Below are 12,561 nucleotides of genomic sequence, written 5' to 3'. Positions count from 1 at the left end.
TTCACATTTCGTTCAAATTTATAAAATTTTTTTAAAATAATTAAAACAGGAAAACAGACAATCCTTCACAAGTATAATTCACTGTAAATCGCAAATAGTAAGTTGACGGAGTTCTGTGAATATGGACTTGGGAGGTGATGCTATGACACGTAAATATGTAAGGGTTTTAACGGTTTTCGTTTTAATCATCTCGGGATTTTTTGTAGGATACAAAGCCCAGGCTAATAAAGGACGTCCGTATTATGAGGAAACAGGAAAAGTTGTGTGGGATATTAACACAGAGGATAAAATAGTGGCACTTACCTTTGATGATGGACCACATCCCAAATACACAGCGGCGGTGCTTGATTTATTAGCCAAATATGATGCCAAAGCTACCTTTTTTATTATTGGAAAAAATGCTGACAAATATCCAGAGCTTGTTTTACGTACTTATACAGAAGGGCATGAATTAGCGAATCATACGTATACACATCCGTTTAAAGTTTCCATCAATAAATTGCAAGAAGAGCTTCGACAGACGAATAACACGATATATGGTATTACTGGATTTTCCCCAGTTTTATTCCGTCCTGTTGGTGGAAATTACACAGATGCTATGATAAATGCCGCTGTTAAGGATGGCTACAAGGTCGTGATGTGGTCTTGGCATCAGGATACTCAAGATTGGAAAGAGCCCGGTGTAAAGAAAATTGTACAAAAGGTTATGAAAGGCACAAAGCCTGGCGATGTCATATTATTTCATGATGGTGGCGGTAACCGTACACAAACCATTAAAGCATTAGAGGAGATAATACCGGCATTAAAGAAGCAGGGCTACACATTTGTTACAATATCCGAGTTGATTGAAAGTAAACAGCAGCAAGAACAAGTTCAATAATGAAAAATGAGCCATCTCAACAATGTTTGAAATGGCTCGTTTTTCACATATATAAAATCGCTTAGGCTAGAAGAAAATAATTGGAGCTAGTGCAATACCTAGAACAGTCCCTAGTGCAATACCAACGCCAAAGCCGCCTCCACTAAATCCCCAAAAGCCTAAACCATAACCACCATATCTTCTATCAGGTAGAATCCATACCTGTCTTCTGTCGACCCTCGTGATTTCCCCAACATGTACTCTACCAGATGTATCCGAAATTCTAACTCGTTTACCGTGATATTTACAACAAAGATTGTAAGCATCAGTTGGATTCACAATAATCCCTCCTTTCTACTTCATTACAAGTTAATATATGCTAATTAATGCATTTATCTTTAGCCGATTGTCTATCCATCACATATACTATCAAGAGGTGATGACATGGCAGTTATGCCTACAGATAAGTGGCTTGAGGAGTATGAATTTTCCAGAAAATCTAAGAGCAGTGATGAGCTATATAGCTTACAATGCTCGGTGCTATGTGATCGTTTGATCAAACTATTTCAAGAGGGATATACAGAGGAAATACACTTTGAATTACAGCAGCAAGGTCTTTTCCTACCAGAGGAAGAGATTAATTTAAAGAGACTAAAACAGATGAATGTGTGGGGCTGCGTGGAGCAGGAGTTTATGTATCTACAGCAGAAGTGGAATGGTCCTGCTATACCTATTTATATCTTTCCAATTACAAGGCAGCAGAATATCACTAATAAAAATGGTGTGGCTTATCCTCATTCGCTTTTTTTATTTGTGGGAGAAGTAGAAAAACAGGAGCTTCAAGCATTACTCGCCCATGAATACAACCATGTTTGCCGTTTACATTATCTTAAAAAATCCTTAGATGAAATGACTTTATTGGATTCTCTTATATTAGAGGGTTTAGCAGAATGTGCTGTGAAAGATCTTTACGGAGATAGATGGCTAGCACCATGGTTAACTAACTATACATTTGAGAAGCTTATCAAACTATGGAAATCTCAGTTTTTGCCAAACCTACAACTGCAGGGATTGGAAAAGCATCGACCATTCTTATACGGTGGGGAGCTTCCGCTGTGGATAGGCTATTGTATAGGCTATCAAATTGTTCGGTCATATATGAAGAATCTTTCATCACAGCTTCCTTTATTAATAACAAGCCAAGATATACTTGCTGGCTCAGAGTTTCCGCTACAATAGAGTAAAGGAGTGATTGCTGTGTCTAGTGAAATAAAAAATGTATTATTACCAATTGTAGATTCATCCACAAAGGTGCTAATTGTTGGATCCATGCCAGGAAAACAGTCATTAGTAAAACAGCAGTATTATGGTAATCCACGCAATCACTTTTGGCCTATCATTGGCCAGCTATTACAGGTCGAGGTTCCTGAAGATTATTGTGAGAGAATAGCTTTATTAAAAAAGCGTGAAATCGGTCTTTGGGACACAATTGAAGCCTGTGAGAGAGAAGGGAGCTTGGATGCAGCGATTCGTAATGAAAAGCCAAATGATTTTCAAACCCTTTTTGAAACCTACCCGAACATCAAGTTAGTACTCTTTAATGGGGCGAAGGCATTCGATGTTTTTAAAAAGCATATTGGATTAGAGCTTTTAGCAGGACGAGCCTATAAAAAAATGCCATCAACGAGTCCGATACCCGGGAAAAATATTAAATCCTTTGACGAAAAAGTTGAGGAATGGCGAATTATATTGTCATATTTATCACAATAGTTTGCGGGTCATTCAAGCATTGCTTTGTACATAAAAATTTACATAGTTAAGGGTGATGATATGGCGAGAAAGAATGATAAAAAATCGTTAATGAACTCGTTTTCGCTTCCTGCATAAAAAGATGTATGAAGAATGTTCATAAGAAAAGTCACGAAAACGTTGATATCTCAACATTCGTGGCTTTTTGATGTGTTTTCAAACTTTTATTTGGGAACGTTTTTTTGTTTGAAATTTATATTATATTTACTAAAAAAGCGAAAGTCTATCAGCCTTCTATAGTTGGCTAGAAGAAAGGGAATAAAAAAAAGAGTAAGAGTAGCAACTTCTAATCCATTTTAATTTTCTTATACTTTGTGAAATACATTATAGAAAAAAATATAATCCAAAAAATAATTATTAAATACACAAGAGCAGTGAGAGGTTCGGTAAACGGATTAACATTATTTTGATAATCTTTAATAATTAGAATAGCTAACACCAAAATTGAACTCCAAAACATAATCATCAAATATAATTTCATAAGATTCTAGACTCCTTTCTATTAACATTTTTTTATTTATAATGTAAATTATGGATATATCGTTAAAAGGGATGGAGGAAAAGTATACGACTGTTAAAACTAGTTACAATTTAAAATTTTTAACTTCTTTCGTTACCATCTTTTTATTAAGTGTAATTTATTTTTCGGAAAATTCCAACGTTGAAGAAAATTCCTATGTTGAAGAAAATATTACTCATACAGTAATTGAAGTGCATAAACGTGAAGAAAGTAAGAGCATGGAGCGTTAGAAAGAGATGTATATTTTTAAAACAGAGTTTTTTTCGGAGCAAATAATAAATATATATTTATTATTAAAATGATTAATTACTTTATTTATATTTTGGATAGGCTATAAACCTTAGAGCTGCAAGTGTTTCAGGTTTTAAATGTGTATTTAAAATCGTTCCTAAAGACGCAACTTATCCGTTAGTTTGTTGTTGAAAATAAAAAGACATATCAAAAAATACTTTTCCTATGCGATAAAGTTGGAAATCATAAATATACTTTATTAGAAATGCCAAAGGTTATAGGATGAGGAAAATTGGCCTGTTATTATCTTCGCTTAGGTGGGCAATGGCTCAACGGTTAATTGCCCTATTACATATATTGAATTATGTAAAAGGAGGGCTTGTGTGTACAATAATCCATTTAGAGAAGATAATTTTAGAAGACCTGGCTGGGGTGGCAATGATAATTTTGAAACACCGCCATTTGGTCCACCTAATTTTGGTCCGGCTCCAGCTGGACAAATGCCAATGAGTGCACCACCAGGCTTTTCACCGCCAGTGCCCGCACGGCGAGAAGGATCAAGTGGTATTCACTCCTGCTTATTTAGAAACACCTTTATTTGGTTGAATACAGGTAGGAGCTTTTGGTTTTTCCCCACAGTTATAGGAAGAGATTTCATTGCGGGTTTTCGTTGGAGTAATCGGTATGGCTGGTATTTCCGTACCATAACAAGAAATCAAATTCGTTCATTTGAATGTTTTAGATAAAGCTCACACAAAGAAAGTTTCATTTTCAAAAAAATGGTGTTACAATGACGGTAATAAAAGATGAAGGGACGATGGGTGGCTAATGAATAACTAATCTTATTTTTTAAAGATGAAATTAAAATTTCACCAGCAATAAAAATAGGATTAGTCTGCCCATTTTCCATAAATAACACTTGTATTGGTCTTAATCTGCCAATATAAAGCGATTCCGCAAGCTTATTTTACTATGTCTAAAATAAGTAATGGAGTAACAAATATAGCTGTTGCAACAGTTTATTTGTGTATATGTAGCGATGACTAATCCTTCCAAAATACTTGGAGGGATTTTTTTGATTCCTCCTACTGGAGAGGATGAATGTTATGAAGGAGCTTTTAAAATTACAGGATATTAGTTATGAAATAAAGGATACATTCCTATTTGAACATGTGACTGCTACCGTAAAGCAAGGTGAGGTAATCGGCATTATTGGTAGAAATGGTGCTGGAAAATCCACATTGCTTCAATTGATTCGAGGTATGTTAGTGCCCACAACAGGAGAAATCAAGGGGCTACAAACTGTAAAAACGGCATTTGTAGAGCAGGAATTAGCTCATTTTAATAGGATGGAAATAACAACTAAAGAGGCAGATTTGCTATCTAAATGGAAAGTGCCGAATGTGCCATTTGCAGCATTAAGTGGTGGGGAAAAACTCAAAATGCGCCTGGCGGAAGGTTTCTCGCAGGGAGTTCAACTTCTAATGCTGGATGAACCAACCAATCATTTAGATGAACAGAGCACCAATTTTTTGATTAAACAAGTACAAAACTATAGGGGAACGGTTATTGTTGTCTCGCATGATCGATACTTTTTAGATAGCGTAGCGACCAAAATTTGGTCGATTGAGGACAATAGACTTATAGAACATAACGGCAATTATTCAAACTATATGGCTGAAAGAGAGCATCGAAGATTAACACAACAACGTGCATACGACAAGCAGCAAAAAAATATTGAGCGCATTGAGGCACAGATGCAGGAATTGACAGCATGGTCTCAAAAGGGCCATGCTCAGTCTACAAAGCTAGAAGGTTTTAAGGAATACCATCGTGTGAAAGCAAAGCGTCTTGATTCCCAGGTGAAATCCAAGAAAAAGCGATTAGAAGCAGAGCTTGAGAAGGCAAGGGTGGAAGCTGTAAAGCCTGAGGCAGAAATACGCTTTTCTTTAGGCACCCATCAACGTGTCGGTAAACGCTTTTTAGAGACCAAAAATGTATCCTTACACTTCAATGACAGAGTGTTGTTTAAGGATGTGAACGTCACTGCGCAGTTTGGAGATAAAATTGCCATCACAGGAATAAATGGTAGTGGAAAAACAAGTTTTTTAAAAGTCATCTTAGGTCAATTAAAGGCAGAGGGCAGAGTATGGCTATCTCCGGCTGCTAACATTGGTTATTTATCACAAGAAGTCTTTGATCTACCTCTTGAACAGACACCGGAGCAATATTTTTATCAAGAAACGTTTGAAGAGCGAGGGAAAGTCCGCAATCTCATGAAAAATCTAGGATTTACTTCTACTCACTGGACATCTGTTATAGGGGAGATGAGCATGGGTGAGCGGGTAAAATGTAAACTGATGGCTTATATATTAGCAGACAAGAACGTTCTTATTTTAGATGAGCCAACGAATCATCTTGACCTGCCTTCCCGTGAGCAATTAGAGCAAACGCTTGCCCAATATAATGGGACATTACTTGTTGTCTCACACGATCGCTACTTTCTAGAAAAGGTAACGAATAGTGTATGGGAGATTCATGCTCAACAGATAGAGAAAAAATGGAGAAAAGAGGTTAAGCAAGACGAGGGTGTAGTGACACTTCGCTTAAAGCTAGAAACCGAGCGGCAGGAAATATTAGGTAAACTTAGCTTTCTCACAGCTAAAGATAAGGACTATGTAATGCTTGATGAAAAATTTAATGAACTGACGAAGCGAATTAACGACCTAAAATAGGTAACGTTTAAGATGGTTTTCACTAGGGAAAAATACCGAGAGAGGGAAATTAATAGATGGAGGTACACGCAATGAAAAGAATGCTAGTTCTCCTTTTTTTGAGTATTTGCTTTATAGGTGCTTGTGCTAATCGGGAAGAAAATCAACAAGCACATGAAAGTGAGACCCAAATACCTGTCGAACAAGCTAATCAACATGATAATGGAACAGCTATGGAACAAACAGAGGTCCTGCAACAAATCAAGGATCAAATACAAGCTGATTTCACCATAAAAATGCCAACAACTTTACCTATTACACAGGATTCTTTTTTATCAGCTACTACAAGGACAGAAGGGAATCAGGTGGAAATTGTCTTTTATGAAAGTAAAGAGAGTATGCCGATTAATGATATTCGATTAAAGAAATCAGCAAACGTTATAGCACGATTGCTCGTTAAGCAATACAATAATGCAGAAGGGGCAAGCACCCAAATAGCGTTTGATAATTTTAATCAAAATGGTGGACAAAAAGTGGATCTTGGTGACAATATTAAAGGTTATCAAGACGCGGGGGCAGGCTCCTTATGGACTGGATGGAATGAAGGACGCTGGGCAATTGCCACACATACCCGAACAGAAAATCCTGAGGCTGGTGTCAAGCTTGCAAAGCAAGTAGTAGAATATTTAAAAAGTCATATGCTCCCTATTCCAAAGCAATATGGCATGGCTCAATTGGACGTTTATCAAACAGGCAATTTAATCGTTTGGCAGGATGAAAAGCTTGTGTATACACTCGATTCCATAAAAGACCCTCTAAAGGCCATAGAAATAGCTACAGCGTTTGACCAATAATTAAAACCCTAGAGTCTTGTGGCTCTAGGATTTTTTTAGTTGTTTTACTTTATAGAATCAATAAGGCCACTGTAGTCGTGGAATCGCTGTTGCCAACTCTCCATTGGGAAATTTAGTTGTTCCTTTCTATCTAGCAAATCAGCCAGCAAGTTTAGACATATATGCCACCCCGCTAAATCCTTTGGCGTATGCTCTGTCAATTCTTGAAGTGTCTCTACTAATAGGAGGAATGTGCCCTCGTCATTAGAAGAAAGTTCGAATCGTACCGTATCCGTACCCCAATCAAATTCGAGAGTTTCATTTTCTGCATAATCGGTAATGGCTATTGTTTCATAGGCATCTGTTCCATCGTTCATATTAAAATGCATCTTACCATTCTTACGAAGATCAATGATTTCTAAATTGCTCATCCACTTTTGCAGCTTGTCATTTTCAGTGATTGCTGCCCAAACAACATCTATTGAATGAGGGAGCTGGCGTTTGAATGTTGCAACATGATGATTGGATTGTTCTTCAATAGTAGCTAGCATAGTATCCTCCGTCTTTTATGTGATTTTGTCCTTATTATAGGTGTTCTTTATGAACTGTTCAAAGGAGAACATCCCATAAATATATTATTTATAAGAAGTGAGATTTGGGATACTATTGTTAAAAAGGGGGCGTGAACATGACATATGAACAAGCATTAGAACGTTATATCCAAGCAACAAATACTCATGATTTTAATAAGGTAAAGGTTATTTTGCATCCACAGGCTGTCTATTGGTTTTCGGATAAAACATGTACGACTACAGAAGAAATTGGTGCTTACTTCAATCACGCATGGAATGTAATTCAAGAAGAGGTCTATTCAGCAACTGATATAACTTGGCTAACCGTTGATGAAAAAACAGCCACCTGTATTTATACATATCACTATGAAGGCTATCATAATGGGAAATCTGTATCAGGTAGCGGTAGGGCGACAAATATTTTTACATGGATGAATGGTGAATGGAAGTTAATTCATGAACATTTGAGTGGATATATTAAATAATTTCCCATACCATCTGAATAATCAACATCGAGATAATCACAGTTAGTAGTCGTTTGGCTACTTTTATTGGAATGTGTGGTAGCACAAGGAGGCCTAATTGAGAGCCTATAATGGAGCCTAAGGCCATGGCAATTGCATAATGCCATTGAATAAAGCCTGTTTGATAAAAAACAATAAAAGCTCCAGTACAACTTCCAAAAAGCAGTGCACGCGTGAGCTGTACGGCCTTTATGTAAGTGTGTTGGCAACGCCAATAATATAAAATACTAAAAGTTGAAGAACCAGGACCAAACCCACCATCATACATAGCGATAAAAAATGGCTGCCAAAGGGAGGACGTTGTATGCTCTGTAGGATTCACAGTGTCAGTCCAAGCCTTGTTTTTTAAAGTGACAACTAATGCAAAAATCAGTAGGATACAGGCTGTAACATTCATATTTTGTTCGGATTGTGACACGGCTAGAAGTGCACCACCAGCTCCTCCTATAACAGCAATAGCTATGTATTTTAAAATAACTTTGAAATGTAGCTCCTTATGATACAGTAAATAAAAAATGCTAGATAAAGCCGATATACCGGTCGAAAATTTATTTGTAGCAATACTAGTTTGAATGGGAATACCGACCAGCATCATAGCGGGTAGCGTCATAAGACCTCCACCTCCCGCAAGTGTACCGATAAAGGCAGCTATTATACCAATGCATACGAGGGTTAAAGAGATTTTTGTATAATGTGCCATGAAACTAAGGAGTACAAGGAACAATATCCATAAAATTTTTTTCATAGGCTACTCTCCTCACTTGGATAGCTTTAGGGTAAAGGTATTTAATTTATAAATCTAATATATTATTTTTGAGTACATATAAATATTATTTATCTTTTGGAAGACTAAGGGAGATTGCTGCATACAAAGGAAGAAAGAGGCGAAATCCAATGCTGCGAGACAAAAAGTCGATTATTAAACACTATGAACATTCTCTTCATTGGGTAAAGAATTTGAGGAATTTAACTGAGGAGCAATGGCGTATGCCAATTGAATCTGGAAAATGGTCAGTTGCAGAGGTGATAGGGCATCTTACACCCTGGGATAAATTTGTGTTAGAACAACGAATACCATATTTATTTACTAATACATCGTTACCTAAAGGACCAGATGTCACGAATATGAACACGAGGGCAGCTGAGAAAAGTCGTGAACAGCAGTTAGAAAAAACGATTATTGAATTTGTTTTGACAAGACGTCAATTGCTTCAAACCATTCAGCAATTTACAGATGAGCAATGGCAGCAGTCGTTCAATATTGGACAGTCTAACATAACGATGGCTGATTATTTTGGCGGATTAATTGACCATGATTTACATCATTTTTCACAAATTCAGAGTGTTTTACATGTATAGGAGCTAGCACATGGATATCAAGTATTTAATAGATTACTTTGCACAGGCATCTGTAAAGTTTACCGATGTCTTTACCAAAAGAATGGAGCCAGGAGAGGTTGATTTAGGGAGAACTACTGCACCAGAAAAATGTGGAATTATTGTGCCGCTTGCAGGAAGTGCTATCTTTAGCTTGAATGGAACGCCATATGTGATGGAGCCAGGAGTAATAGTGCATGCTGGTCCTCAAATGCCAATTGAAGTGAACGTAACAAGTCAGAAGGTTTGGGAATATGCTGTAGTTCACTATAATCTACCTATGGAGGAGACGGCATTATATCCACTGGTGGAACAACATTTTCTCATTAAAACAGGACATAATACGCAAATTATTACCCAGGTACAGCAGCTAGTAGAAAGCTATTCCTTTCCAGGTAATATGGCCGTATTTAAGTCCAAGACATTATTCATGAACTTGCTGGAACACATTCTTATAGCGGCAAAAGTGAAGGTTCTGGATAATGCCAATGAATTAATGGAGCAGGCTTTACAGTATATACATGAGCACTATGCGGAGCAGATTTCGGTATCAAATATTTCTAGTGAATTTGACATTGAACGGCGTCGTTTTGCCTATTTATTTGAGCAGCATACAGGTATGAATCCAAGCAAATATATAACAGAATACCGTATACGACGTGCGAAAGACTTACTAGAATATGGTGGAATCCCTGTAGCTGAAATTGCAGAATGTGTTGGATATGTAGATTGTTTTTATTTTAGTAGAGTATTTAAAAAGTGTACGGGTTTATCTCCCTCAGCCTATCGCAAGTTAAAAATAGAGGAAGCCAAATATGTATGAATGACTGTTTCTTATAAAAAAGGAGCAGTTTTTTTATGGCATAAATCGGCAAAAGTCCATGTCATTTTCGAAATCGTCCATTCACAATCTATTTTCACTTTGTTAGGATAGTATCCGTAAATGATAATGAGTATCAATTATATGTTGACATACATATGTAAATGATTATCATTATCAATATGAGCTTGTTAGGAGAGAATATCTATGAATAAATATTTTAAAATGTGTGCACCAGCACTTTTAGCACTATCATTAGCTGCATGTGGAACAGATAAGGCAGAGGAGTCTACTTCAACAAATAATACAACGGAGACAAGTGTAACAGAATCACAGACAGAACTAGCTAAGACACAGACAATTACGTACTTGGGTGAGAAATATGAGCTTCCAGTAGAAGTGAAAAATATTGTCGCTGCAAGTCTTGAATCTATGGAAGACGCTGCAATGCTTGGAATTAAGCCCGTAGGTGTACTTGAAGTAGGTGGCAAAGTGCCAGCATATCTAGCATCTGATTTTGAAGGTGCTACACTGGTAGGAAATAAAATGGAGCCAAATGCAGAGGCCATTCTTAATTTGGATCCAGATGTCATTGTAGGTACTTCAAAATTCCCTAAAGAAACGGCTGAAAAGTTGAACAAAATTCAAACAATGATACCTTACTCACATATTTCAACAAACTGGAAGGAAAATTTGACAGTGCTTGCACAGCTAGCTGGTAAAGAAGATGATGCTAAAAAAATCATTTCTGACTATGAGGCAAAAGTTGCTGATGCACAGGTTAAATCGAAGGAGCAATTAGCTGATAAACAAGTATTAATCATCCGTGTTCGCGGTGGTGTAATGTACATTTATCCAGCTGGTGTTTATTTAAATCCTGTTTTGTATGAGGATTTAGGTGCTCCAGTTCCAGAGGTAGTGACGACAGCTAAAGCGCAGGCAGAATTATCGCTAGAAACATTAGCTCAAGTAAATCCAGATGCAATTTTCCTTCAATTTGAGGAATCCGAAAATAAGGATACTCCTAAGGCGTTAGAGGAGCTACAAAAAAATCCAATTTTCACTAGCTTAAAGGCATCACAAAATAATGAAATTTATGTCAATACAATTGACCCGTTAGCACAAGGTGGTACGGCTTGGTCTAAGGTTAAATTCTTAGATGCAGCAGCTGAAAAATTACTTAAATAGTATACACAGGCTGGTAGTAGGTTTGGTGATATCACCAGGCTATTACCGGCCTTTTGTTCAGTAGAAGTTTGGATACTAAAATGGTATAGAAAAAGGTGTGAAAGTTGAAAAAAACAAACGTAGTGTCATTTTCAATATTAGCAGTATCTCCTCTCCTTATTGCCCTTGTGGCGCTTGTTTCTGTTATGTATGGAACAAAGGATATTAGTGTAATCACTGTGTGGCAAGCAATATCAGCATTCGATCCTTCTAATGTTGATCATCAAATTATACGGACAGGACGTATTCCTAGAATAGGCGCAGTCTTGTTAGTAGGAGCCTTTTTGGCAGTTGCGGGTGCAGTTATGCAGGGAATTACACGAAATTATTTAGCATCTCCTTCATTGATGGGTGTCAACGATGGCTCTGCATTTGTTATAACATTAGCCATTGTCTTTTTCCCAGGACTGCCTAATTATCAAATGATTTTATTGTCAATGCTAGGTTCTGCACTGGGTGCGGGCATTGTTTTTGGCTTTGGCTCGTTAATTCGGAATGGTTTATCACCAGTAAGGCTAGCCATTATTGGAACCGTTATTGGGACATTTTTAAGTAGTATAGCTACAGCGATTGCGATGTATTTTCAAGTATCACAAACAGTCAGTGCTTGGTATAACACTAAGGTACATATGGTAGATATGGATATGTTGATGCTCTCTATTCCATTTGGATTAGTTGGTTTATTATTGGCCTTACTATCCGCGAGGGCCATTACGATTACCTCGCTAGGTGAGGATATTGCAATGGGACTAGGTCAAAAAACAAAGGCAGTACGGATTATTAGTATGCTAGCTGTCGTATGCTTGACAGGGACAGCAGTTGCTCTCGTTGGGAAAATAGCCTTTGTAGGGTTAGTTATTCCGCATATTACTCGTTTTCTTGTTGGAGTAGATTATCGCTATATTATCCCTTGTGCGGCGGTTATTGGTGCCTTTTTCTTGGCGCTTTGTGATGTCCTTAGCCGCTTTGTTAATTATCCATTTGAAACGCCAATAGGAGTCTTAACAGCATTAGTTGGTGTGCCATTCTTCTTATATTTAGTTCGAAAGCACGGAGGTGAAAAACGTGCGTAAAC

Annotated in this window: 14 protein-coding genes; 11 read left to right on the top strand and 3 right to left on the bottom strand. The window is 37.2% G+C overall.

Features of this window, described 5'->3' with window-relative positions; all coding sequences use genetic code 11:
• Positions 1 to 142 precede the first annotated feature (142 nt).
• Positions 143 to 880 (top strand): polysaccharide deacetylase family protein, encoded by a 738-nt coding sequence (locus ACOZBY_RS15475; protein WP_031416614.1) that lies wholly within the window; start codon positions 143 to 145, stop codon positions 878 to 880.
• 66 nt (positions 881 to 946) lie between these two features.
• On the opposite strand, the gene ACOZBY_RS15470 is transcribed toward ACOZBY_RS15475, so the two are convergent.
• A complete protein-coding gene (locus ACOZBY_RS15470) occupies positions 947 to 1,198 on the bottom strand; it encodes a hypothetical protein (RefSeq protein WP_012295934.1) in 252 nt (83 codons plus the stop codon).
• 105 nt (positions 1,199 to 1,303) lie between these two features.
• Here ACOZBY_RS15470 and ACOZBY_RS15465 point away from each other — a divergent pair, with 105 nt between their 5' ends.
• The 5 genes from ACOZBY_RS15465 (at position 1,304) to ACOZBY_RS15445 (ending at position 6,987) form a co-directional block, all read left to right on the top strand.
• The gene (locus ACOZBY_RS15465; protein ID WP_012295933.1) at positions 1,304 to 2,098 is read left to right on the top strand and encodes a DUF2268 domain-containing protein; all 795 of its coding nucleotides are present in this window, start codon (positions 1,304 to 1,306) and stop codon (positions 2,096 to 2,098) included.
• An 18-nt stretch (positions 2,099 to 2,116) separates the two neighbouring features.
• The gene (locus ACOZBY_RS15460; RefSeq protein WP_036162405.1) at positions 2,117 to 2,629 is read left to right on the top strand and encodes a DNA-deoxyinosine glycosylase; all 513 of its coding nucleotides are present in this window, start codon (positions 2,117 to 2,119) and stop codon (positions 2,627 to 2,629) included.
• A 1,173-nt stretch (positions 2,630 to 3,802) separates the two neighbouring features.
• Entirely contained in the window at positions 3,803 to 4,165 is a 363-nt protein-coding gene (locus ACOZBY_RS15455; protein WP_036162402.1) for a hypothetical protein, read from the top strand.
• A 360-nt stretch (positions 4,166 to 4,525) separates the two neighbouring features.
• Positions 4,526 to 6,154 carry a ribosomal protection-like ABC-F family protein gene (abc-f, locus tag ACOZBY_RS15450; RefSeq protein ID WP_325882044.1) on the top strand — a complete coding sequence of 543 codons (1,629 nt, stop codon included), beginning with the start codon at positions 4,526 to 4,528 and terminating at the stop codon, positions 6,152 to 6,154.
• Positions 6,155 to 6,225: 71 nt separating this feature from the next.
• Positions 6,226 to 6,987 (top strand): hypothetical protein, encoded by a 762-nt coding sequence (locus ACOZBY_RS15445; protein ID WP_036164885.1) that lies wholly within the window; start codon positions 6,226 to 6,228, stop codon positions 6,985 to 6,987.
• 44 nt (positions 6,988 to 7,031) lie between these two features.
• On the opposite strand, the gene ACOZBY_RS15440 is transcribed toward ACOZBY_RS15445, so the two are convergent.
• Entirely contained in the window at positions 7,032 to 7,517 is a 486-nt protein-coding gene (locus ACOZBY_RS15440; protein WP_332291065.1) for an SRPBCC family protein, read from the bottom strand.
• A gap of 137 nt (positions 7,518 to 7,654) precedes the next feature.
• Here ACOZBY_RS15440 and ACOZBY_RS15435 point away from each other — a divergent pair, with 137 nt between their 5' ends.
• Positions 7,655 to 8,023, top strand: coding sequence for a YybH family protein (locus ACOZBY_RS15435; protein ID WP_012295925.1), 369 nt, complete (start codon positions 7,655 to 7,657; stop codon positions 8,021 to 8,023).
• Here ACOZBY_RS15435 and ACOZBY_RS15430 read toward each other — a convergent pair.
• Positions 8,016 to 8,762 (bottom strand): sulfite exporter TauE/SafE family protein, encoded by a 747-nt coding sequence (locus ACOZBY_RS15430; protein ID WP_012295924.1) that lies wholly within the window; start codon positions 8,760 to 8,762, stop codon positions 8,016 to 8,018. The two genes, ACOZBY_RS15435 and ACOZBY_RS15430, sit on opposite strands and share 8 nt — an antisense overlap.
• Positions 8,763 to 8,956: 194 nt before the next feature.
• On the opposite strand from ACOZBY_RS15430, the gene ACOZBY_RS15425 reads away from it, so the two are divergent.
• From ACOZBY_RS15425 to ACOZBY_RS15410, 4 genes are all read left to right on the top strand, one after another.
• Positions 8,957 to 9,421 carry a DinB family protein gene (locus tag ACOZBY_RS15425; protein WP_031416603.1) on the top strand — a complete coding sequence of 155 codons (465 nt, stop codon included), beginning with the start codon at positions 8,957 to 8,959 and terminating at the stop codon, positions 9,419 to 9,421.
• Between the two features lie 10 nt (positions 9,422 to 9,431).
• Positions 9,432 to 10,262: a helix-turn-helix domain-containing protein gene (locus tag ACOZBY_RS15420; RefSeq protein ID WP_012295922.1), complete on the top strand. Its 831-nt coding sequence runs from the start codon at positions 9,432 to 9,434 to the stop codon at positions 10,260 to 10,262.
• A gap of 204 nt (positions 10,263 to 10,466) precedes the next feature.
• Positions 10,467 to 11,447, top strand: coding sequence for an ABC transporter substrate-binding protein (locus tag ACOZBY_RS15415; protein ID WP_031416602.1), 981 nt, complete (start codon positions 10,467 to 10,469; stop codon positions 11,445 to 11,447).
• A gap of 104 nt (positions 11,448 to 11,551) precedes the next feature.
• The gene (locus tag ACOZBY_RS15410) at positions 11,552 to 12,559 is read left to right on the top strand and encodes a FecCD family ABC transporter permease (RefSeq protein WP_036162397.1); all 1,008 of its coding nucleotides are present in this window, start codon (positions 11,552 to 11,554) and stop codon (positions 12,557 to 12,559) included.
• The last annotated feature ends 2 nt before the right edge of the window (positions 12,560 to 12,561 follow it).

This window comes from Lysinibacillus sp. NPDC056220 (assembly GCF_049315265.1).
Lineage (GTDB): Bacteria > Bacillota > Bacilli > Bacillales_A > Planococcaceae > Lysinibacillus > Lysinibacillus pinottii.
Note: the sequence above shows the minus strand (reverse complement) of the source record. Positions and strands in the feature narration are given on the sequence as shown.